Raw genomic sequence first — 21,095 nt, forward strand, 5'->3', positions numbered from 1 at the left:
TGAAGAATAGCGTCAACTTCCACCACTTGGATTACCCCCATGAGCCTGTCTTTGTCCATGGCCGCCTTTGCGCTGGCCGCCTCGATTTCCCCTGGCCCAGTCAACATTGTCGCGCTGGGCAGCGGTGCCCGGCATGGCTTGCGCGCAAGCCTGGCCCACGTGGCCGGGGCCACGCTGGGGTTCTGCCTGTTGCTGGTACTGGTTGGGCTGGGCCTGCATGAACTGCTGTTGCGCTGGCCGCTTTTGGGTTTGCTGCTGCACGGGGGAGGTGTCGCGTTTTTGCTGTACATGGCGTGGAAGCTGGCCCGCGACGATGGCCGCTTGGGCAGCGATCATGCACAGCGCGCCCCGTCTGCCTGGCAGGGCGCGGCCATGCAGTGGCTCAACCCCAAGGCATGGTTGGCGGCGGTGGCAGGTGTCGGCGCCTACACAGGGGGCGACCAGCAACTGTTGTGGGTGTTCACCTGGATCTATGGGCCGATCTGTTTCGCCTCGGTGGCCAGTTGGGCATGGGCTGGCAGTGTGATTCGCCAATGCCTGGGCAACCCGGGGCGCATGCGTTTGTTGAACCGGGGGCTGGCCTTATTGCTGGTGGGCAGCGCGGTTTACCTGGTCATTTGATGCGGGTTCAAGCCTGTCAGTCAGGGCCAAAGGGGCCGCTGCGCGACCCATCGCCGGCAAGCCAGCTCCCACAGGTGTGAGTGAATCTCAAGAAATGCGCTACCTCTGTAGGAGCTGGCTTGCCGGCGATGGGTCGCGCAGCGGCCCTAAGTTATCGCTTGCGATAATGCCCCGGCGTCGCAGCCAAATGGCGCTTGAAGGCACGCTGCAGGTGCGCCTGGTCGGCGAAGCCCGCTGCCAGGGCTGCGTCGGCAATCGAGCTGCCCTGGCGCAGTTGCGCGCGCGCGCACTGCACACGCTGGTCAAGCAGGTAATCGTGGGGCGTTAGCCCAAAACGCTGGCGAAACGCGCGGATCAGGTAGGCGCGGGACAAGCCGCAGGCTTGGCAGATGTCTTCAAGGTCTAGCGGGTCGGTACGGTGTGCGCGGATGAAGGCCGCAGCGGCTTCCAGCCGAGGATGATCCGGCTTGGGTGCCCCAGGCTCGCCACCCACCACGCTCGACAGCCTCTGGAAGAACGCCGCAAGCCGCGCTTCGCGATCACCCGGGTTTTCGTCGAACAGGTCGGCAAACACCTGCAGCAAGGCGCTGTAGAGGGCCGGCGAGGTGCTGACAACCTGCGCGGGCAACTGGAACCCAAGCCTCTGCAACCACGCTACGTCAACGAACAGCATCAGGTAAGACCAGGCCTCGCCCTCGATGGGGTTGCACGTGTGCACCACCCCTGGGTTCATCAGCACCGTGGTGCCGGCGCTGACTTCGATCCGGCTGTCACCGCTCAGATAGGTGCTGCGCCCACCGGTGATGGCCCCGATGGAAAAGCTCTCATGGGAATGGGCGGCATAACACACCTGGCGCCCGTCCCCGACCCGCCGAGCCTCGACGAAGGGCAATGCCGGATCGCGCCAGAACCGCGACACCTCGATCATCGCCCTGCCCTCATTCGCCGTTGTCGTGTACCACCACCAGCAACTGCGCCGGGCGCGGCCCGACCGAACGCAAGCGGTGAGGTGTCTGGGCGTTGAAATGCAAGGCGTCGCCCTGCTCCAGCAGCACCCGTTCATTCACGAAATCGACCTCAACCTGCCCGGCATGGACGAACAGAAACTCCTCGCCCTGGTGCTCCTTGAACGTCGGGTCACTGAACTCGGTGGGCGGCTGAATCAGAAACGGCAGCAGGCTGCGCTGCCCTACCTGGCTGGTCAGCGCCGCATAGCCCGGCCCTTCGCCGTCGCCCACCAGCGCCTGGCGTTCCGCGTGGCGCACCAGGCTGTAACGGCTCTGCGCAGTGTGTTCTTCAGCGAACAGCTCTTCGACATTGACGTTCAGCGCCCGCGCCAGTTTCAGCGCGGCAGCGATCGACGGCGTGTTCAAGCCGCGCTCGACCTTGGACAGGTAGCTTTTGGTCATGCCGGTCTTGTCGGCCAGCACTTCCAGGGTGATACCCAGTTTCTTTCTCAGCAGTTTCAATCGGATCGACATGTGAAGCAGTTTCCCAGGCGAAGGCAGATGCAAGGCTCGCGCACACCGATGATACGTGGAGTGCGCGCGAAATGCTGGCCTTGACCGGGCAAATTCTCAAGGCATCACGGGCGGCACGTACTGCAAGGTTGTGCCCAGTGCCCACAGCAGCACCAGCACCAGGGGCGCATGCACCAGCAACTGCACGAACGAGAAGCCGATCAGGTCGCGCGCCTTGAGGCCCAGTACCCCCAACAACGGCAGCATGTAAAACGGGTTGATCAGGTTCGGCAGCGCCTCGGCGGCGTTGTAGATCTGCACTGCCCAGCCCAGGTGGTATTGCAGGTCGTTAGCCACCAGCATCACGTAGGGCGCCTCGATGATCCACTTGCCACCGCCCGAAGGGATGAAGAAGCCGAGCACAGCCGAGTACACCCCCATCAGCACCGCGTAGGTGTCGTGGGAGGCGATCTGCACGAAGAAGGTGGAGATGTGATGGGCCAGCGTCTGTTCGTCCACCCCTTTGACCTGGGTAAGGACCGCCGCAATCGAGCCATACAGCGGGAACTGGATCAGCACCCCGGTGGTGGTCGGCACCGCGCGGGCCACAGCATCAAGGAAGCTGCGCGGGCGCCAGTGCAACAAGGCACCCAGCATGATGAACAGGAAGTTGTAGGTGTTCAGCCCGGAGATGGCCGTGATGGCGGGCTTGGTGGCGAACTCCTGATACAGCCAGCCACCGGCCAGGGCCACCAGCAGCAAGGTCAGGATGGGGCTGTACTCCAGCCACTCACCGGGCCGGCTGCGCTGGGCCGGTGGCGGCGCGGTAAAGCTTGGGTCGACACCGCATTGTTGCGCGGTACGGGCACTGCTAGGGCCTGGCGCGGTGGCATAGGCCACCACCAGCGACACGACCACCAACGCCGCCAGCAGGACGCCGGACTGCCAGAGGAAGATGGTCTCGGTGAACGGAATCACCCCGGTGATCGACAGAATCGACGGTGGCAAACTGGCCGGGTTGGCCTGCAATTGCGCCGCCGAAGACGACAGGCCCAATGCCCATACCGCGCCAAGGCCCAGGTATGCCGCAGCACCGGCTGCACGGTAGTCCATGTTCAGGTCGCTGCGCCGAGCCAGGGCGCGCACCAGCAAGCCACCGAACACCAGCGACAGGCCCCAGTTGAGCAACGAGGCCAGCATCGAGATCAGCGCCACCCAGCACACGGCCGAGCGGCCGTTCTTGGGAATGCGTGCCAAACGGTCGATCAGCCGCGCGGCAGGCGGTGAGCTGGCCACCACGTAGCCACCGATGACCACGAATGCCATCTGCATGGTGAACGGGATCAAGCTCCAGAAGCCATCACCAAAGGCCTTGGCGGTGTCGGTCGGTTTGGCGCCCATGGCCAGGGCCCCCACGCACACCAGTACGACGGCCAGGGCAGCGAATACCCAGGAGTCAGGGAACCAGCGTTCGGCCCAGTTGGAGCAGCGCAGGGCAAAGCGGGCGGAGCGGCTGTCTTGGATTTCAGCGGCCACGATCAACTTCCTTTTATTGGTTTTATCGGACATTTCTACAGCAACGCAAAAAACCTGTAGGCGCAGCCTTGTGCTGCGACGAGACCAGTGGCAGCAGCGAAGAATCACTGTGTTGTCACTGGCCTCTTCGCAGCACAAGGCTGCTCCTACAGGTTGAATGACCCGCTTGCGGGTTAGAAGGTCATTTCTTTCACATCATCCGGCACGATCAGCTTGCCGGCGGTCTTCTCGATGATTTCTTCAACGCTCACCCCCGGCGCTGTCTCGCGCAGGATGAAGGCGCCATTGTCGATTTCCAGGTAGGCCAGGTCGGTCAGCACCTTGCGGATGCAACCGGCACCGGTCAGCGGCAGGCTGCAGCGCGGCAGCAGCTTGGACTCGCCGTCCTTGGACGCGTGGGTCATGGTCACGATGATGTTGTCGGCACCGGCCACCAGGTCCATGGCGCCGCCCATGCCCTTGACCAGCTTGCCGGGGATCATCCACGACGCGATGTTGCCTTGCACATCCACTTCGAAGGCGCCGAGCACGGTGAGGTCGACGTGGCCACCGCGGATCATGGCGAACGATTGCGCCGAATCGAAGATCGACGCGCCACGGCGGGCGGTGACGGTTTGCTTGCCGGCGTTGATCATGTCGGCATCGATCGTGCTCTCGGTAGGGAATTCGCCCATGCCGAGCAAGCCGTTTTCCGACTGCAACATCACATCCATGTCAGCGGGTACATAGTTGGCCACCAAGGTCGGGATGCCGATGCCGAGGTTGACGTAGTAGCCGTCCTTCAGTTCACGGGCGACGCGTTGCGCCATCTGTTCGCGGGTCAGTGCCATGGTCAGGATCTCTTTGTTGTTCTGAAGGATGGCGCTCAGGCCTTGACGGTGCGCTTTTCGATACGCTTTTCGAAGGTGCCGACAATCACGCGGTCAACGAAAATACCCGGGGTGTGGATCTCGCTGGGCAGCAGCACGCCTGGTTCGACGATCTCTTCCACTTCGACCACGGTGATCTTGCCGGCCGTGGCCGCCAGCGGGTTGAAGTTTTGCGCGGTGTTGCGGTACACCACGTTGCCGTAGTGGTCGGCCTTCCAGCCCTTGACGATGGCGAAGTCGCCGGTGATGGACTCTTCGAGAATGTAGTGGCGGCCCTTGAATTCACGCACCTCTTTGCCATCGGCGACCGGGGTGCCGTAGCCAGTGGCGGTGTAGAACGCCGGGATGCCAGCGCCACCGGCGCGCATTTTTTCGGCCAGGGTGCCTTGTGGGGTCAGTTCGACTTCCAGCTCACCACTGAGCAGTTGGCGTTCGAATTCCGCGTTTTCGCCGACATAGGAGGCGATCATCTTGCGGATCTGCCGGTCTTGCAGCAATACGCCGAGGCCGAAACCGTCGACACCGCAGTTGTTCGACACCACGGTCAGGCCCTTGACGCCACGGCGCTTGATCTCGTTGATAAGGTTTTCCGGGATGCCACACAGGCCAAAACCACCGGCCAATACCGTCATGTTGTCGGTCAGGCCGTCGAGGGCCTCTTCATACGTTGCTACGCGCTTGTCCAGTCCGGCCATGTTGATCCGCCTTTTGTAGTTGTTGAACCGACGAGGCTGTCGGTGAGCGTGTGCCCCCATCTTCACCTTAGTCGACTGATTTGTTAATTTTGTTTTCATCATCGATTGATAACTTTTTCAAAACAACGATCAGGGCCGTCATGAACGTCAAGCAACTCCGCGCCTTCGTCGCCGTGGCCAAGTACCAGAGCTTCGCCCAGGCCGGTGAACACCTGCATGTATCGCAACCGGCGTTGAGCCTGACCATCAAGGCGCTTGAGGAAAACCTCGGCGGCGCCCTGCTCAGCCGGACCACCCGCAGTGTCAGCCTGACTGCCGAAGGTGAGGTGCTGCTGCCGCTGGCCCGGCGCCTGCTGGCCGACTGGGACGACACCGAAGAAATGCTGCGCCAGCGTTTCACCCTGCAACTGGGGCGGGTTTCGGTGGCGGCCATACCAGCCTTCGCCGGTAACCTGCTGCCGCACGCGCTCAAGGTGTTTCGCCAGCGCTACCCGAAAGTCAACGTCACCGTGCATGACGTGATCAACGAGCAGGTACAGGAACTGGTGCGCCACCGTCGCGTCGAACTGGGCATCGGCTTCGAACCGGACAACACCGATGGCCTGGACTTCTACCCCCTGTACATGGACCGTTTCGTCGCCGTGGTGCCCGCCGACTCGCCACTGGCCGGGCTGCCCCAGGTCAGTTGGACGCAACTGCTGGCCGAAGACTTCATCGCCTTGCAGCGCCCGTCGGCGGTCCGCCTGTTGATGGAACAGAACGTCGCGGCCAGCCATGGCAAGCTGGCGGTGGCATTCGAGAGCCATCAACTGTCGACCGTTGGCCGCATGGTTGCCAGCGGCCTGGGCGTCAGCGCGGTGCCGGCGCTGTGCATCAACCAGATGCAGGAGCTCGGTGCCCGCTGCGTGCCGCTGGTCGAGCCCGCCGTGGAGCGGCGCATGGGGGTCATCGCGCTCAGTGAGCACAAACTGTCCACCGCAGCGCAAGCGCTGCTCGAGGTACTGCTTTCCCATACCCAGATCCCGGAGGTGACATGCGATACGTGAAACTGGCAGGTTCGAAGGTGCCGGCCATTGGCCAGGGCACGTGGTACATGGGTGAAGACCCTGGCCGCCGGGCCGCCGAAGTGGCAGCCCTGCAACAAGGTATCGAGCTGGGCCTGAGCCTGATCGATACGGCTGAAATGTATGCCGAGGGCGGCGCGGAGCAGGTGGTTGGCCACGCCATCGCCGGGCGCCGCGACCAGGTGTTTCTGGTCAGCAAGGTCTACCCGCACAATGCCAGCCAGCGCGGCATGCCTGCCGCCTGCGAGCGTAGCCTCAAACGCCTGGGCACTGACTGCATCGACCTGTACCTGCTGCACTGGCGTGGCCAGCATCCCTTGGAGGAAACCGTCGAAGCGTTCGAGCGTTTGCGCGAACAAGGCAAGATCAAACGCTGGGGGGTGTCCAATTTCGATGTCGATGACTTGCGCGAACTGCACAACCCCGATTGCGCCACTAACCAAGTGCTGTACAACCCAATGCAACGCGGCATCGAATTCGACCTGCTGCCGTGGAGCCAGAAGCGCGCCTTGCCGACCATGGCGTATTGCCCATTGGCCCAGGCCGGGCAGTTGTTGCAGCACCCCGTGCTGGCCGAAATTGCCGAGCGCCACGGTGCGACACCGGCCCAGGTCAGCCTGGCCTGGGTGACCCGTGATGAGGGGGTGATTGCCATTCCCAAGGCGGTAGACCCAAAGCATGTGCGACTGAATGCGGCGGCCGGCTTGCTGACCCTGAGCAGCGAAGACCTGCGAGCGATTGACCGGGCATTCCCAGCACCGACCCGCAAGCAACGCTTGGCGATGGTCTGAAGCCTTTGCCCGACCCTTGTAGGAGCAGCCTTGCGCTGCGAAGAGGCCGGCGATACCAGAGAAGATCTGCTGAGTTGTCACCGGCCTCTTCGCAGCGCAAGGCTGCTCCTACAACAGTTAACGCAACAGGCAACGCTGGCAGGCTAATGAAAATCGCGGCTGCGCACATCCAGCCCCTGCAGCAAGGGGCTGATATCCTCCAGCCGTTTTGCAATCAGGTGACGCACCCCGTTCTCCTGCTCCAGCCGCCCGCTCACCTTGAGCAATTGCGACCCCACCAACGCCCGCCTCTGCCGCTCGGCCAAGTCACGCCAGACCACCACGTTGACCATGCCGTACTCATCCTCCAGCGTCACGAACGTCACCCCACTGGCCGTCTGCGGGCGTTGCCTGCCCACCACCAGCCCGGCCACGGCAATGTTGTCGCCATGCTCGACAGCTGACAGCTCGTGCGAACTGCGGCAACCCAACGCTCGCAAACGAGGGCGCAGCAGCCGCAACGGGTGGGGCCCAAGCGTGGTGCCCAGGGTCTGGTAGTCGGCAACCAGGTCCTCGCCGACAGTCGGTGCAGGCAGCGCTACTACGGCCTCAGGCAACGCTTCGACCTCGGCGAACAAGGGCAACTGTGGCTGCACCGCCGCTACCTGCCAACGCGCCTGATGACGGTCACGTGCCAAAGCCCTCAGGGCCCCGGCGTCAGCCAGGCGGGCACGGGCGCGGTGGTCGAGGCCTGCACGCAGGCACAAATCTTCAACATCGCGCCAAGGCCGTTGCGCCCTCGCCTGCTCCAGGCGCCGGGCGTCAGCTTCAGCAAAACCACGGACCTGCCGCAGCCCCAAGCGTATGGCCAGCGCGTGTTCACCCACCGGTTCAAGCGTGCAATCCCATTCGCTGTGAAACACATCCACCGGCCGCACCTCGACGCCTTGGCGACGGGCGTCCTGCAGCAACTGGTCGGGGCTGTAAAAGCCCATCGGCCAACTGTTGACCAGCGCGCAGGTGAAAATGGCCGGCTCATGGCATTTGAGCCAACTGCTCGCGTAACACAGCAAGGCGAAACTGGCCGCGTGGGACTCGGGGAAGCCATAGCTGCCGAACCCCTTGATCTGCTCGAAGATGCGCTCGGCGAACGACCGTTCGTAACCATTGCGCAACATGCCTTGAATCAGCCGTTCGCGGTGCGGCTCCAGCCCGCCGTGGCGCTTCCAGGCCGCCATGCTGCGGCGTAGCTGGTCGGCCTCGCCCGGGCTGTAATCGGCTGCCACCATCGCCAGCTCCATCACCTGCTCCTGAAACAACGGCACACCCAGGGTGCGCTCGAACACTTCCTGCAATTTTGGCGAGGGGTACGTCACGGGCTCCTGCTTCAGGCGGCGGCGCAAATACGGATGCACCATGTCACCCTGAATCGGCCCGGGGCGCACGATGGCCACCTCGATGACCAGATCGTAGAACGTGTTGGGCTTGAGCCGCGGCAACATGGCCATCTGCGCCCGAGATTCGATCTGGAACACGCCCATGGTTTCGGCTCGGCTGATCATCGCGTAGGTGGCCGGGTCTTCAGCTGGGATGCTTGCCAGCGTCAATTGCCGGCCCCGGTGGCGCTGCAGCAGGTCGAAGCAACGGCGCAAGGCACTGAGCATGCCCAGCGCTAGCACATCGACCTTGAGCAAACCGACCATGTCCAGGTCGTCCTTGTCCCACTGGATCACGGTGCGGTCTTGCATCGCGGCGTTTTCCACTGGCACCAGTTGATCCAGCGGCTGCTGCGAGATGACGAACCCGCCGGGGTGTTGCGACAGGTGCCGGGGAAAACCGATCAGTTCACCGGCCAGAATCAGCACCCGCCGCAGCGACGGGCTGCTGGCCTCGAAACCGGCCTCGGCCAGGCGTTGCGCATCGGGGATGCGATCACTCCAGCGGCCACAGCACTTGGCCAGCGCATCCACCTGGTCGGCCGGCAGCCCCAGTACCCGCGCCACATCACGCACCGCACCGGCAGCATGATAGGTGTTGACCACGGCGGTGAGTGCGGCCCGGTGCCGGCCATAGCGCCGGAACACATACTGGATCACCTCTTCGCGGCGGTCGTGCTCGAAGTCCACGTCGATGTCGGGCGGCTCATTGCGTTCGCGTGACAGAAAGCGCTCGAACAGCAAACGGTGCTCCATGGGGTCGAGTTCGGTGATCCCCAGCACGAAACACACCACCGAGTTGGCGGCCGAGCCTCGGCCCTGGCAGAGGATATGCTGGCTGCGGGCAAAGGCGACGATATCGTGCACGGTCAAAAAATAGCTTTCGTAGGCCAGTTCCTCGATCAGCGCCAGCTCCTTTGCCAGCACCTCGCGCACCTTGTCGCTCGGCCCACCCGGCCAGCGCATCGGCAAGCCGCGCTCGCACAGCTCGCGCAGCCAGCTCGCCGGGGTGTGGCTGTCTGGCACCAATTCACGCGGGTACTGGTACTTCAGTTCGCTCAAGTCGAAACGGCAGCGCTCGGCGATGACCAGGGTCTCGGCTAGTAGGTCGGCCGGGTACAGTTCCTGCAACTGCTCAGGGCTGCGCAGGTGACGCTCGCCATTGGCGTACAGGTAGCGACCCGCTTCGGCCACCTGGCAATGCTGGCGGATGGCGGTCATGCAATCCTGCAGGGCACGGCGACCGCGTGCATGCATGTGCACGTCACCGCAGGCCACTGCACGGATACCGACCTTGCTCGCCAACTGGCGCAGTTTACCAAGCCGCACCTCGTCATCACTGCCACGGTGCAGGTGCACGGCCAGCCACAGCCGCTCGGCGAACAGCGTGCGCAAACCCTCACCGGGTGCAGGGTCGTCGGCATCCTCGGCAACCCACAGCGCCAGCAAGCCTTGATGATGCTCGCGCAGGTCCTCGCTGAACAGTTGATAGGCGCCCTTTTCCGCCCGCCGTCGCGCACGGGTAATCAGCGCGCACAGGCTCTGGTAGCCGGTGAGGTTTTCCGCCAGCAGCACCAGTTTCGGGCCATCCTGCAGGCGGACTTCGCTGCCGATAATCAGCCGCAGCTGGTGCGCCTTGGCGGCCTGCCAGGCGCGGACGATACCGGCCAAGGTGCACTCATCGGTGATCGCCAGTGCGTCATAACCCTGCTCGCGCGCACGCTTGAACAACTCATCGGCACTCGACGCACCCCGCTGGAAGCTGAAGTTCGACAGGCAGTGCAATTCGGCATACCCGAACCGGCTCATGCAAACCAGCCTTGCAACCACAAAGGGCCTGGCTGGCTGAGGTCGCGGTAGGCCCAGCCGCGCAGGCCGTCGCGGGTTTCGATGCGGTAGTAGTCACGGCGCACGTCGCCCCCGTCCCACCAGCCCGACTCAATGCGCTCGGCATGCCCCAGCACACGGTGGCCGGCTGCCTCCAGCGCCACGGGCGCCGGTAACAGCCAGCCGGGGCGGCTACCCGGCAACACCGGCAGGCTGCCTTGTGCGCCCTGCTCTGCCGCTTGCCAGGCACATTCGGGGCGGTGATCGGCCTCGGCGCTCAGCCCCTTGACGGCCTCGTCGCCCAACCGTGCGCGCAAGCGTTCACGCAACTGCTCCCAGGGCTGCGACTGCTGGGCGCGGGGGTCGAACAGCGCCTGGTGCTGGGGCACGAAGGGTGGCAGGTCATCGGCGACCAAGCGCAAGTTGCGTACCGGGGCGGGGATTTGCAGCGGCTCCAGGCGCCCTTTTGCCAGTTCGAAGAGCATGGCAGGGTCACGTTCGGCCGCCAGCAGGCCAACCTTGAGCAACGTGTCCGGCCCTTCGGCATGCTCCAGGTGCAGGCAAAAACGCTGCACGCCACAATCGCGCCCAGCCAGGAACGCGCCGAGGTCGTTGAGCATTCTGCGCAGCGGGAACAGCAACGCCTGGTGCGACTCCACGTCGAAGTTCAGCTCCAGGCGCGACTCGAAGCGGTCCGGCGGCTGGTAGAAGCCCAGCCCCAGGGTGCGCAGGCCGAGCAGTTGGTCCAGGTGCAGCTGGACCTGCGCAGAAAAGCGCTTGGCCAGGGCGTCGCGCGGCAAGGCCAGCACCTGGCCCAATTGGCGCAACCCCATGCGGGCAAAGGCCTCGGCGGCCTCCAGCGGCAAGCCGACACGGTCGATGGGCATCTGTGCCAGCACGGCGCGGGTGGCGTCGGCACAGGTTACCGCCAGGCCATCGTGGCCGTTGGCAAGCATGCGGGCCGCCACCGGGTTGCTGGCCAGCACGATGCGCTGCCGCAAGCCCAACGCGCTGAGCTCCTGGCGCAGGCGTGCCTCGAACAACGGCCAGGGGCCAAACAGCTGCAGGCTGGAGCCGACCTCCAACAACAAAGCCCTTGGGTAATGCAGGCTCACCTGGGCGCTGAAGCGATAGGCCCAGGCTGCCAGCAGCTGTTGCAACTGCTCGATGCGTTTGTCATCGGCCTCTACGCAGGTGAAGCCATCGGCCAAGGCACGCGCCGTGGTCAGGGTTTGCCCGGCACGCAGGCCGAGGGCTGCGGCAGCGGGGTTGACCGCCTGTAGCACACGGCGCTGCGTCGGGCCGCCAATCACTACCAGGGGCGTTTCAGGGTCGTCACGCTCGCGCAGAACAGTGTCCAGCGCCAGCTGTGGCAGCAGAATGCAGGCCCAGAGCATGGTGCCTCAGCCTCAGCCGGGCAGCGCGATGGGCAGCGCTGGCGGCATGCCGCCCCGGCTCTTGAGCACACGCCACTGTGCCGGCCGAGTGTCGATGGCAATACGCAGAGCGGCCGGCGACGGGTTGTGTGCCGCCTGCTGTGGGCGACAGGCGAACGCCAGCGCCTGGCCGGTCTCGGCGGCCACCTGCAGGCGCCGCAGTGCCCGGTCATCGGCGCGCTCTGGCCAGCACAACACGGCGGCGCAACTGCCTGAGCGCAGGCATTGTTCAGCCGCCCACAGTGCGTCGGCAGGCGTGGCGCTAACCTGGGCCAGCCAACGTAGATCCACCCCCGCTGCCTGCCAGGCCGGGGCATAGGGAATGAACGGCGGCGCGACCAGCACCACGCGGCCACCTTCTGCAGTCAGGCGCGCCAGTGAGGGCCACAGCAGTTGCAGCTCACCGCACCCCGGGCTGGCCAGCAACAGTTCGCTGAGCGCCGCGGCCGGCCAGCCGCCCTCGGGCAGGCGTTGGTCAAGCGCGGCATGCCCGGTCGGCTGCAACCCCAGGGGCCGGGCCTGAACCTGCCGCCCGCGCCAGACCTGACGCTGGTCGAGCAGCCTGTCGAGATCGACCACCGCGCCCATCAGTCGCGCCTCAGCAGGCCACAGAACACGCCTTCAATGAAGAATTCCTGCTCAGGGCCCACATCGATCGGCGCATAGGCCGGGTTGCGCGGCAACAGCCGGTAACCGCCAGGCTGACGCTGCAAGCGCTTGATGGTCACCTCGCCATCCAGGCGGGCGACCACGACCTGCCCGTCACGGGCCTCGCCCTGTTGCCGAATGCCGACCAGGTCACCGTCGAAGATGCCGTCATCGACCATCGAGTCGCCGCGCACTTTCAACAGGTAATCGGGCGTGCGCCGGAACAGGCTGGGGTCGAGCAGCAACTGCTCGTGGATGTCGAGGTCCGGGCCGATCGGGGCACCTGCCGCGACCTGGCCCAGCACCGGCACTTCGAGGATTTCCGGGCGGCGCAGCGGTTGAGCCAGGCGAATACCTCGCGCCTGGTTCGGCGTGACGTCGATATAGCCGGCCTGACACAGGGCGGTGATGTGTTTACGCGCGACGCTGCGCGAGGCGAAGCCGAAGCGCGTGGCGATGTCGGCAAGGCTCGGTGGCTGGCCGTGGTCAGCAATGCGCTCACGAATGAATTCGAGAATGGCGCGGCGTTTGGGGGTCAGATTGTCCATGGAGTACATTTGTACTCTTTTCGCCACACACTGAACAGCCCCCTTCGTCGTCCGCTTTGGTTATGATCGTCGGGCTTGTGTTTTTTCATACCTGGATACCTGATGCTGACTGCCCTGCTGTTCGACCTCGACGGAACCCTCACCGACACCGATACCCTGCACCTGCAGGCTTTCCGCCAGTTGCTGCGCGAGCATGACGGCCGTGAACTGAGCCAGGCCCAGTTCGATGCACAGGTCAGTGGCCGGGCCAACGGCGAACTGTTCGCCGAGTTGTTTGCCGATGCCAGCCCGCAGCAATGCCTGGCCCTGGCGGATCGCAAAGAGGCGTTGTTTCGCTCGCTGGCGCCGTCGCTTGCGCCCATGCCCGGCCTGTTGCGCTTGCTGGAGCATGGCCAAGCCTGTGGCCTGGGGATGTGCGTGGTGACCAACGCCCCCCGGCTCAATGCCGAGCACATGTTGCAGGCCATGGGGCTGGAGGCCCGCTTCGAGCATGTGTTGGTGGCCGAGGAGCTTGAGCGAGCCAAGCCGGACCCGCTGCCCTACCTCACCGGGCTACAGCGGCTCGGGGCCGAGGCCGGGCAGGCGCTGGCCTTCGAGGACTCGTTGCCCGGGGTCAAGGCTGCCAGTGGTGCGGGGATCTTTACGGTTGGGGTTGCGACTACACAGACTGCCGAACGCCTGATGGACGCGGGGGCTGGGCTGGTGATCGAGGACTTTGATGATGCTCGGTTGTGGGCGTTGATTGAATCGATGGGGTGAGGTGTGCATGCCTTGAGATCAATGGCGCCTGTGAGATCGAGCGCCGCCCGCGCGGCGCTTCGCAGCACAAGGCTGCTCCTACATCTGTTTCGGGCCAGTGAGGCCTGTGATATTTGCGCACGACCGCCTCAGGAATAATTGGCCCGAAAAATTGTAGGAGCAGCCTTGTGCTGCGAAGCGCCGCGCAGGCGGCGCTCGATCTCACAATCGCCACAACACTCAACCCCTACACCTCAACGCTCTAACCTTCAACCGCTGCCCCACCCATCAGGCCGCCCATGCTCATCGACGAAGAACTGACCCTCAAAAAGCTGGAAACCTTCCTCGCCTTCATGCGCAGTGGCAACCTCGGCCGCGCCGCCGCCGAGCTGTCCACCAGTGCCGTCAGCGTGCACCGCGCCATCCACTCGCTGGAAAGCGCCTTGCGTTGCCCCCTGTTCAAGCACGAAGGCCGGCAACTGATCCCGCTGGAAAGCGCCTACGTGCTGGAGAAAAAAGCCCGCCAGCTGATCCAGGACGCCGAGCAGATGGTCCGCCAGACCCGTGAGGCTGCGGGGTTCTATGCCGAACGTTTCCGCTTGGGCGCCCTGTACTCGCTAACAGTAAAGACCGTGCCAAAGCTGGTCATGGGCCTGAAACTGCGCCGCAGCGCGCTCAATATCGACCTGACCCTGGGCTCGAACGTCGACCTGCTGCAACGCCTGAAAAACCACGAACTGGAGGCCATCCTGGTGTCGCTGGACGAAAGCGTCAGCGACCCCGCCTGCGAGCAATTGCCGCTGTTCTCCGACGACATTTTCCTTGCCGTCCCCACCGATTCGCCCTTTGCCGAACACGCCGAGGTGGACCTGGCCGACCTCGCCGACTCCACCTTCATCACCCTGACCCAAGGCTTTGCCACCCACCGTGATGGTGCGCGGGTATTCGAGCAGGCAGGGTTCGAACCGAAGGTGGCCATGCAGGTGAACGATATCTTCACCCTGCTGAGCATGGTCAGCTCCGGCGTTGGCTTTGCCCTGCTGCCAGGGCGAATCGCTGCGGTCTACGAGAACCGGGTGAAGTTGATTGCCCTGCAACCACGCTATCGCCTGCAACAGCACATTGGCGTGGTGTTTTTGAAGGCGCGGGAACGAGAGCCGAACCTGCTGGCGTTGCTGGCTGAATGCAGAATGTACAGCCGCGAAAACTGAACGAAGGCCTGCAGGTGTTCATGTTCCAGCGACATTTACACCGCTTGCCGGGCGGCGCGCCGGCCTGAACCTGCATGGCGCCCTTGCAACAACACCGCCAGCGCAGCCAATACCGCCGGGATCAGCAACGACGCGAACACCTGTGCAAAGCTCCAGCCCATGGCCAGCATCTGGGCGCCGGCAAACGCACTGAGAATCGCGCCGAAGCGGCCGATGCCGCTCATCCAGCTGGCACCGGTCGCCCGCGCTTCGGTGGGGTAGAACGCCGCCGCCAAAGCATTCATGCCCACACTCGCGCCATTGAGGCCAAAGCCCACGGCCCAGGCAATCGCGCACAGCCAGGCAAAATCCTCAGCCACCTGGCCAATGGCGAAGATCACCGCACCGCTGAACAAGAAGGTCAGCATCAGTACCCGTTGCGGGTTGCAGCGGTCCATGGCCCAGCCCACCGAGATCGCCCCCAGCGGCCCGCCGATCTGGAAACAGGCGGTGACGATGGCCGCTTCGGCTACCGAGAAGCCGCCCCCCTCCTTGACCAAGGTGGGCAACCAGCCGCTGAACAGGTAAACCAGAAACAGCGCCAGCACGTAGCCAGCCCAAAGCATCAAGGTGCCAAAGCGGTAGCGCGGCGAGAGAATGGTCGCAATCGCCCCACCACTGCTGGGCGCGCTGGCCGGTACGATGAAGGTGCTGTCGGCGTTGACACGCTCCGGTGCCAGGCGGCTGACGATGGCGTGGATGCGACGCTTGTCAGCACCCTTGCTGACCAGGAAGGTGACCGACTCGGGCAACCGCCAGCACAGCAACGGCACTGTCAGCAGCGGCAGCACGCCGCCCAGCACCAGCACGCTGCGCCAGCCCAGGTTGGGGATCATCCAGGCACTGACAAAGCCGCCTGCCGCCGCACCCAGTGAGAAACCACAGAAGGCCAAGGTGATCAACAGCGAGCGGCTGCGCGCCGGCGCGTATTCACTGACCAGGGTGCTGGCATTGGGCATGGCAGCGCCCAAGCCCAGGCCGGTCAGAAAACGCAGGGCAACAAGGGTCTCGAGGTCGGGCGAAAATGCCGAGGCCAAGGTCCACACACCAAACAGCAGGACACTGCCCAGCAAGACCGCCTTGCGCCCATAGCGGTCGGCCAAGGGGCCGGCGATCAGTGCACCGAGCGCCAGGCCGATAAGGGCCGCGCTCAACACCGGGCCCAGGCTTTGTGCGCCCAGGCCCCAATCGCTTTTCAGTTGCGGTGCGATGAAACCGATGAGGGCGACGTCCAGCCCATCCAGGGCGATGATCAGAAAGCCCAGGAAGACTACCCATTTCTGGTAGCGGCCGATGGGTTGCTGGTCGATCAGTTGGCGCACATCAATGGCGTTGCTCATGGGGTATCACCTGTTGTTGTTGTTATGAAGGTGCATCGGCAGTGGGCCGCCATGCGGCCCAGGCAGCATTACCGGTTAACAAGGCTGGGCAGCCGCACAGGCCGGATGATCCGGGTCTCTTGGGCCACGACCAGATCGCGGGTGGCCTGCAGGTAGGCTGCGAAGTCCGGGTCAGCGTCCCGCGCGGCGCTGCGTTTTTCGAAGTCATCGAGGCTGTCATAGCCCCACAAGTGCACCACCTGGTTGAGCGGGCCGATGCTGCTGGTGTAGAACGCCAGCGGCGCACCGAGATGGCGCAGCAAAATTGGCATCGCCAGCTGGTCGAAGGCTTCGAGAAAGGCCGCCATGCCACGGGGGCGGATGGTGTAGACCCTGTGATCGACGACAGGCTTGTCCATCATGCAACCTCCCGCGCGTTGCCCGCTGTCGCCAGGCCTTGTTCGACGCCCGCCAGGTGGCGCCCGGTGATGTAGCCAAAGGTCATGATTGGCCCCAGGGTGATGCCCGCACCGGGGTAATTGCCGCCCATGATGCTGGCGCGGTCGTTGCCGACGGCGTACAGGCCGTCGATGGCCTGCTGATCGGCGCCCAGCACTTCGCCGACCACGCTGGTGCGGATGCCGTCGAAGGTGCCCAGGTCACCCATGATCACCTTCACGGCAAAGTAAGGCCCCTCGGCCACTGGCGCCACGCACGGGTTGGGCGTGTGCTGCGGGTCGGCCAGGTAGCGATTGAAACGCGTGGTACCTCGCCCAAACTGGCGGTCCTCACCCTGAACGGCGCCCAGGTTGTACTCACGTACGGTCTGCTCCAGCCCGGCGGCATCGATCCCGGCCTTGCGCGCCAGCTCGGTGAGGCTGCTGCCCTTGAGCAAGTAGCCGTTACGCAACAGCGGCCCCAGCGGCATCGGCGAGGGCTTGGCGAAACCCAGGCCGTACTTGGCCAGGGTGCGCCGGTCACAGACCAGCCACATGGCGGTTTCCGGTTGCTCGGCACACGCCTCGATCAAGGCGGCGCCCACGTCGTGGTAGGAATTGGATTCGTTGGTAAAGCGCTTGCCCGAGCGCAGCACGCCGATCACACCGGGCTTGTAACGGTCGAGCAAATGGGGGAACGCGACGAATCGCCCTGCCCCCATCGGCACCTTGGACACCGGCATCCACGCCGCCGCCGCTTGCAGGCAGATATCGACCTTGGCGCCCATCGTTTCAGCCATGCGCGCACCATCACCCGTGTTGCCTGCTGGCACCGGCGAAAAGTGCTCGCCACCCCGACGCACATGCGGGTAGGCCTGCTTCAACCGCTGCACGTCATGGGAAAACCCACCACAGGCCAGCACCACGCCACGCCGCGCCTCGATGCGCAGTTCGCTGTCGCCTTGTTTCGCCAACACGCCAGTGACCCGATTGCCTTCACGCAACAGGTGCCTGGCCGGGGTCCCGGTCAAAATCGGAATGCCCAGGTCCAGTGCCGACTTCACCAGCCGCGCCGCCAGGGCATTGCCGCTGGTCACCTGAGTGCCGCGCCCGTACAGCGCCAACTCCTTGAGGTGGGTCAGCAAGCGCTTGGCCACATACACGAACGACGTCAGCGAGCGGGTGGCATTGAAGAAGTGCTTGAGGTCGGCATTCGACGAATTGAACATCATGCCGATGAAGGTGATGGTCTTGAGCGGTGGCCGCAGGCGTGCCATGTCGGGCCCAAGGCCGCGAATGTCGTAGGGCGCCGCCAGTATCGAGCGCCCGACATCGACGCCACCTTCCACGTGTGGGTGATAGTCGGGGTACAGCGTGGGGACGAATTTGACGGCGGTTTCGCGCTCGAAGAACTCGACCATGTCTGGCCCGTGACGCAGAAACGCCTTGACCGCCACTTCGTCGAAACAGTCGCCGGTTTCGTTGCGCAGGTAGGTCAGCGCCGCCTCATCGCTGTCGTTCATCCCATGCCGGTTGCCCGGCACCCACAGCACCCCACCGGAGAACGCCGTGGTGCCGCCGAAGCAATCGTCCTTTTCGATGACGACCACATCCAGGCCGTTTTTTTTCGCAGTGATCGCCGTCGCCAGGCCGCCGGCTCCCGCCCCCACCACCAGTACATCGCAGGTGCGTGTGTTCATGCGCGTACGCCCTCGAAACCGGGGCGCGGGATCAACGCCATGGGCATGCTCTCCAGCCCACCATCGACCGTCAGCTCGGCGCCGTTGATGTAGTCGGCACGCGGGCTGGCAAGAAACAGCACCGCCTCGGCGATGTCCTGCGGCTCGCCGATGCGCTGGTTGGCGGTCATGGCGCTGCGCTGGCGTTCGATGTGCGGGTCCGCGTAAAACGCTGCCGACAGCGGCGTGCGGATCAACCCCGGGCACACCGCGTTGCTGCGTACCCCGCGCGGCCCCCATTCCACGGCAATCTGCCGGGACAGCATGCTGACCCCGGCCTTGGCCGCGCTGTAGGCACCACTGTTGGGTTGAGGGTAATGGGCCGCGATCGACGCTACATGCACGATGCGCCCCTGGCCTCGGGCAAGCATCAAGCTGCCGAAGGCCTGCGAACACAGCAGGTAGCCGCTGAGGTTGACCGCCAACACCTGGTTCCATTGCTCCAGGGTCAGCACGTCGAGCGAACCCGGGCGCAGCACACTGGCGTTGTTGATCAGTACATCGCAGCAGCCGTGCAGCGCCTGCACCTGTGCGGCGGCCTGGCTCACGCTATCGGGGTCGGCGATGTCGCACCCCAGCGCGCTGACCTCGCCGACACTGTGCTCGCCCAAGGTGGCCGCCAGCTCACGGCACTTGCCCAGGTCGCGGTCCAGCAACACCACATGGGCTTGCTGTTCGACCAACGCGGCAGCCAGTGCCGCGCCAATGCCGCCGGCCGCGCCGGTCACTACACAAACGGCTGAATCCAGGCCCAGCCAGTGAGCGCTAATCTTGTTGTTATGCATGCTGCTCTCCAGAGTGTCGCTTCATCTGGCGAACAGCCTAGGGCTGACAGGCACCCGGGCAGAATGGACAAAACCTGCAACCAGCCCCACATTCCCGACAATTTGCTGCACCGCCCCTGAACCTGCTCAGCGGCTGTGGCACAGTAGCCGGGTACCGATCAAAACAATTACAACACCATGAACAAGATTCCCAATTACGCCCTGTACGGTGAGACTGCTCAGCCGGTGTGGCACGAGTCGCTGCATGTGGAGTCGATCTCCAAACGCTCCGGTGCCCACAACTGGGAGATCGCCGCGCACCGTCACGAAGGTTTACTGCAGTTGCTGTACCTGCAAATCGGCAGCGGTGAAGTGCTGTTCGACAGTGACCGCGTGCAGGCCCAGGCGCCCTGCGTGGTGTACGTGCCGGCGCAGGTGGTGCATGGCTTCCACTGGGCCGGTGCGGTCGAGGGCCAGGTGATCACGGCGGCGCAGCACCCGCTGGAAAGCATCACCCAGGTACTGGCGCCGAACCTGCTGGCAACGGTCCGCAAACCCCAGGTGATCGCCCTGCCCCACTGGGAAACCGACGAAGACCCCCTGTTGCCGTTGTGCCGCGCCCTGCACGAGGAATACCACAACCGCGCTCGCGAGCATGTGGCCAGCAGCATGTCGCTGTTGCTGGCGCTGCTGATCCAGGTGCTGCGCCACGAACCACAGGCCAGTGGTAACGGGCGTCGCCCACCGTCCAGGCGCAGCCAGCAACTGACCGGGTTCCGCGAGCTGGTGGACATGCACTTTCGCGAGCATTGGTCGTTGGGGGCTTATGCCGCTGAACTCGGGCTGACGTTGGCCACGCTGGGGCGGCTGTGCCAGGAACATCTGGGCATGACCCCGATGAATGTCATCAATGCCCGGTTGGTGCTGGAGGCCAAACGGGCGCTGGGGCATTCAAGCCTCAGCGTGAAAGAGATTGCCCATGACCTGGGGTTTGTCGATGTGGGGTATTTCAGCCGGTTTTTTCGCAAGCACTCGGGGGTGAGCCCGAGCGGGTTTCGCGACGCTGCGTTGGCCTCTTCGCGGGCCAGTACAAGGCTTTCTTCAAGCCTCTAGCGCCTGCTGCACCTGGCCCACTGTCGCCGCCAATCGGTCCAGGTGCAGGCTCAACACTCGCTCCACCGGCGCCTGGTCCACCGGCCAATGCAAGGCGATGCTGCCCGCCAGTTGCCCCTCGACCCGGACCGGCAAGGCGATCGCCCGGATCAGAAATGGCAACCGCACCGGGTATTCCCAATGCCCCTCGGTACGCTGGCCAAAGCCCTTGTGCGCATCCTCCTCGATATCGCGCAACAGGCTGTCATCACCCAACCGTTGATGGCTGGCCAAGCGCTGCACTTCGTCGCCGTCCAACTCCCCCAGGCACGCGCGCCCCATCGCCGAATGAAACAGGCTGGCATGGTGGCCGACGATCTGGCAGTTGTTCGGGTAGCGCTTGCGCAACACCTGAGGGATGGCGCTTTCCATCACCTCCAGCCGCTCGCCATCGAAGCACGACAGGTCTGCCACCAGCCCGGTGCGTTCGCTCAGCTCAAGCAGCCAAGGCGCCGCCTGCTCCACCAGGCGCCGCTTGAAGCGCAGCTGGCGGTCGCCGAACAGGCGCCGGGCACACAGACGATAGCGCCGGTCGCTCAAGCCCCGGTAAACCCACCCCTGCTCCTGCAAGGTGGCGAGCATGCGCGAGACCGTGGCCTTGGGCAGCGCCGTCAGGTAATGCAGTTCTTCAAGCCCCAATGCCTGGTGTTCGCCCAGCAAATCGACGATGGCCAGCGCCCGCTCCACCGAGCGTACGCCGCCACTGTCTGTCATGTTGCCCATGTGTCTGACCTCCCTGTCACTTGGCGGGTTGGTCATCATGCACAGCAAGAACCGCGCCTGCCC

General features: G+C 64.4%; 20 protein-coding genes. 6 read left to right on the forward strand and 14 right to left on the reverse strand.

Annotated elements, in window-relative coordinates:
• The first annotated feature begins 39 nt into the window (after nt 1–39).
• On the forward strand, nt 40–621 hold the full coding sequence (locus D886_RS0108090; protein WP_027593427.1) for a LysE family translocator: 582 nt from the start codon (nt 40–42) through the stop codon (nt 619–621).
• Between the two features lie 151 nt (nt 622–772).
• Here the strand turns inward: D886_RS0108090 and D886_RS0108095 are convergent, their stop codons facing one another.
• From D886_RS0108095 to D886_RS0108115, 5 genes are all read right to left on the reverse strand, one after another.
• Nucleotides 773–1,549, reverse strand: coding sequence for an AraC family transcriptional regulator (locus D886_RS0108095; protein WP_027593428.1), 777 nt, complete (start codon nt 1,547–1,549; stop codon nt 773–775).
• 10 nt (nt 1,550–1,559) lie between these two features.
• On the reverse strand, nt 1,560–2,102 hold the full coding sequence (locus D886_RS0108100) for a helix-turn-helix domain-containing protein (protein ID WP_027593429.1): 543 nt from the start codon (nt 2,100–2,102) through the stop codon (nt 1,560–1,562).
• Between the two features lie 96 nt (nt 2,103–2,198).
• Nucleotides 2,199–3,650, reverse strand: coding sequence for a short-chain fatty acid transporter (locus D886_RS0108105; protein ID WP_177323883.1), 1,452 nt, complete (start codon nt 3,648–3,650; stop codon nt 2,199–2,201).
• Between the two features lie 140 nt (nt 3,651–3,790).
• Nucleotides 3,791–4,447, reverse strand: coding sequence for a CoA transferase subunit B (locus D886_RS0108110; protein ID WP_027593431.1), 657 nt, complete (start codon nt 4,445–4,447; stop codon nt 3,791–3,793).
• A 35-nt stretch (nt 4,448–4,482) separates the two neighbouring features.
• Nucleotides 4,483–5,181: a CoA transferase subunit A gene (locus D886_RS0108115; RefSeq protein WP_027593432.1), complete on the reverse strand. Its 699-nt coding sequence runs from the start codon at nt 5,179–5,181 to the stop codon at nt 4,483–4,485.
• 140 nt (nt 5,182–5,321) lie between these two features.
• Between D886_RS0108115 and D886_RS0108120 the strand changes: the two genes are divergently transcribed.
• Together D886_RS0108120 and D886_RS0108125 are read left to right on the forward strand one after the other, a co-directional pair.
• Nucleotides 5,322–6,227 (forward strand): LysR family transcriptional regulator, encoded by a 906-nt coding sequence (locus D886_RS0108120; protein ID WP_027593433.1) that lies wholly within the window; start codon nt 5,322–5,324, stop codon nt 6,225–6,227.
• On the forward strand, nt 6,215–7,036 hold the full coding sequence (locus D886_RS0108125; RefSeq protein ID WP_027593434.1) for an aldo/keto reductase: 822 nt from the start codon (nt 6,215–6,217) through the stop codon (nt 7,034–7,036). The genes D886_RS0108120 and D886_RS0108125 overlap by 13 nt, the downstream gene beginning before the upstream one ends.
• 143 nt (nt 7,037–7,179) lie before the next feature.
• On the opposite strand, the gene D886_RS0108130 is transcribed toward D886_RS0108125, so the two are convergent.
• From D886_RS0108130 to lexA, 4 genes are read right to left on the reverse strand one after another with little or no spacing between them, the layout of a single operon-like run.
• Entirely contained in the window at nt 7,180–10,260 is a 3,081-nt protein-coding gene (locus tag D886_RS0108130) for an error-prone DNA polymerase (RefSeq protein WP_027593435.1), read from the reverse strand.
• Entirely contained in the window at nt 10,257–11,675 is a 1,419-nt protein-coding gene (locus D886_RS0108135; protein ID WP_027593436.1) for a DNA polymerase Y family protein, read from the reverse strand. Before D886_RS0108135 ends, D886_RS0108130 begins: the two co-directional genes overlap by 4 nt.
• A gap of 12 nt (nt 11,676–11,687) precedes the next feature.
• On the reverse strand, nt 11,688–12,302 hold the full coding sequence (gene imuA / locus D886_RS0108140) for a translesion DNA synthesis-associated protein ImuA (RefSeq protein WP_027593437.1): 615 nt from the start codon (nt 12,300–12,302) through the stop codon (nt 11,688–11,690).
• On the reverse strand, nt 12,302–12,919 hold the full coding sequence (gene lexA, locus D886_RS0108145) for a transcriptional repressor LexA (protein ID WP_027593438.1): 618 nt from the start codon (nt 12,917–12,919) through the stop codon (nt 12,302–12,304). The genes imuA and lexA overlap by 1 nt, the downstream gene beginning before the upstream one ends.
• 93 nt (nt 12,920–13,012) lie before the next feature.
• Here lexA and D886_RS0108150 point away from each other — a divergent pair, with 93 nt between their 5' ends.
• Both D886_RS0108150 and D886_RS0108155 read left to right on the forward strand, forming a co-directional pair.
• Nucleotides 13,013–13,669: an HAD family phosphatase gene (locus tag D886_RS0108150; protein WP_027593439.1), complete on the forward strand. Its 657-nt coding sequence runs from the start codon at nt 13,013–13,015 to the stop codon at nt 13,667–13,669.
• Nucleotides 13,670–13,947: 278 nt separating this feature from the next.
• Nucleotides 13,948–14,859, forward strand: coding sequence for a LysR substrate-binding domain-containing protein (locus D886_RS0108155; protein ID WP_027593440.1), 912 nt, complete (start codon nt 13,948–13,950; stop codon nt 14,857–14,859).
• A 35-nt stretch (nt 14,860–14,894) separates the two neighbouring features.
• Here the strand turns inward: D886_RS0108155 and D886_RS0108160 are convergent, their stop codons facing one another.
• From D886_RS0108160 to D886_RS0108175, 4 genes are all read right to left on the reverse strand, one after another.
• Entirely contained in the window at nt 14,895–16,238 is a 1,344-nt protein-coding gene (locus tag D886_RS0108160) for an aromatic acid/H+ symport family MFS transporter (RefSeq protein WP_027593441.1), read from the reverse strand.
• Nucleotides 16,239–16,306: 68 nt separating this feature from the next.
• The gene (locus tag D886_RS0108165; protein WP_027593442.1) at nt 16,307–16,636 is read right to left on the reverse strand and encodes an NIPSNAP family protein; all 330 of its coding nucleotides are present in this window, start codon (nt 16,634–16,636) and stop codon (nt 16,307–16,309) included.
• Nucleotides 16,636–18,354, reverse strand: coding sequence for an FAD-dependent oxidoreductase (locus D886_RS0108170; RefSeq protein ID WP_027593443.1), 1,719 nt, complete (start codon nt 18,352–18,354; stop codon nt 16,636–16,638). The genes D886_RS0108165 and D886_RS0108170 overlap by 1 nt, the downstream gene beginning before the upstream one ends.
• On the reverse strand, nt 18,351–19,178 hold the full coding sequence (locus D886_RS0108175; RefSeq protein ID WP_027593444.1) for an SDR family NAD(P)-dependent oxidoreductase: 828 nt from the start codon (nt 19,176–19,178) through the stop codon (nt 18,351–18,353). The genes D886_RS0108170 and D886_RS0108175 overlap by 4 nt, the downstream gene beginning before the upstream one ends.
• A gap of 177 nt (nt 19,179–19,355) precedes the next feature.
• Between D886_RS0108175 and D886_RS26825 the strand changes: the two genes are divergently transcribed.
• Nucleotides 19,356–20,270, forward strand: coding sequence for a helix-turn-helix domain-containing protein (locus tag D886_RS26825; RefSeq protein ID WP_033694023.1), 915 nt, complete (start codon nt 19,356–19,358; stop codon nt 20,268–20,270).
• Here the strand turns inward: D886_RS26825 and D886_RS0108185 are convergent.
• The gene (locus D886_RS0108185; protein WP_027593445.1) at nt 20,259–21,032 is read right to left on the reverse strand and encodes an IclR family transcriptional regulator; all 774 of its coding nucleotides are present in this window, start codon (nt 21,030–21,032) and stop codon (nt 20,259–20,261) included. The genes D886_RS26825 and D886_RS0108185 overlap by 12 nt on opposite strands.
• Nucleotides 21,033–21,095: the final 63 nt, after the last annotated feature.

This window comes from Pseudomonas sp. LAIL14HWK12:I7, from assembly GCF_000483465.1.
Lineage (GTDB): Bacteria > Pseudomonadota > Gammaproteobacteria > Pseudomonadales > Pseudomonadaceae > Aquipseudomonas > Aquipseudomonas kermanshahensis.

Excerpts from the sequence above, each read along its gene's own strand:
- D886_RS0108110 (WP_027593431.1), bottom strand. The coding sequence starts at position 4,447 with ATGGCACTGACCCGCGAACAGATGGCGCAACGCGTCGCCCGTGAACTG.
- D886_RS0108100 (WP_027593429.1), bottom strand. The coding sequence starts at position 2,102 with ATGTCGATCCGATTGAAACTGCTGAGAAAGAAACTGGGTATCACCCTG.
- D886_RS0108115 (WP_027593432.1), bottom strand. The coding sequence starts at position 5,181 with ATGGCCGGACTGGACAAGCGCGTAGCAACGTATGAAGAGGCCCTCGAC.
- D886_RS0108105 (WP_177323883.1), bottom strand. The coding sequence starts at position 3,650 with ATGTCCGATAAAACCAATAAAAGGAAGTTGATCGTGGCCGCTGAAATC.
- D886_RS0108135 (WP_027593436.1), bottom strand. The coding sequence starts at position 11,675 with ATGCTCTGGGCCTGCATTCTGCTGCCACAGCTGGCGCTGGACACTGTT.
- D886_RS26825 (WP_033694023.1), top strand. The coding sequence starts at position 19,356 with ATGAACAAGATTCCCAATTACGCCCTGTACGGTGAGACTGCTCAGCCG.
- D886_RS0108175 (WP_027593444.1), bottom strand. The coding sequence starts at position 19,178 with ATGCATAACAACAAGATTAGCGCTCACTGGCTGGGCCTGGATTCAGCC.
- D886_RS0108170 (WP_027593443.1), bottom strand. The coding sequence starts at position 18,354 with ATGAACACACGCACCTGCGATGTACTGGTGGTGGGGGCGGGAGCCGGC.
- D886_RS0108130 (WP_027593435.1), bottom strand. The coding sequence starts at position 10,260 with ATGAGCCGGTTCGGGTATGCCGAATTGCACTGCCTGTCGAACTTCAGC.
- D886_RS0108090 (WP_027593427.1), top strand. The coding sequence starts at position 40 with ATGAGCCTGTCTTTGTCCATGGCCGCCTTTGCGCTGGCCGCCTCGATT.
- D886_RS0108150 (WP_027593439.1), top strand. The coding sequence starts at position 13,013 with ATGCTGACTGCCCTGCTGTTCGACCTCGACGGAACCCTCACCGACACC.
- imuA (WP_027593437.1), bottom strand. The coding sequence starts at position 12,302 with ATGGGCGCGGTGGTCGATCTCGACAGGCTGCTCGACCAGCGTCAGGTC.
- D886_RS0108125 (WP_027593434.1), top strand. The coding sequence starts at position 6,215 with ATGCGATACGTGAAACTGGCAGGTTCGAAGGTGCCGGCCATTGGCCAG.
- lexA (WP_027593438.1), bottom strand. The coding sequence starts at position 12,919 with ATGTACTCCATGGACAATCTGACCCCCAAACGCCGCGCCATTCTCGAA.
- D886_RS0108120 (WP_027593433.1), top strand. The coding sequence starts at position 5,322 with ATGAACGTCAAGCAACTCCGCGCCTTCGTCGCCGTGGCCAAGTACCAG.
- D886_RS0108160 (WP_027593441.1), bottom strand. The coding sequence starts at position 16,238 with ATGAGCAACGCCATTGATGTGCGCCAACTGATCGACCAGCAACCCATC.
- D886_RS0108165 (WP_027593442.1), bottom strand. The coding sequence starts at position 16,636 with ATGGACAAGCCTGTCGTCGATCACAGGGTCTACACCATCCGCCCCCGT.
- D886_RS0108155 (WP_027593440.1), top strand. The coding sequence starts at position 13,948 with ATGCTCATCGACGAAGAACTGACCCTCAAAAAGCTGGAAACCTTCCTC.
- D886_RS0108185 (WP_027593445.1), bottom strand. The coding sequence starts at position 21,032 with ATGGGCAACATGACAGACAGTGGCGGCGTACGCTCGGTGGAGCGGGCG.
- D886_RS0108095 (WP_027593428.1), bottom strand. The coding sequence starts at position 1,549 with ATGATCGAGGTGTCGCGGTTCTGGCGCGATCCGGCATTGCCCTTCGTC.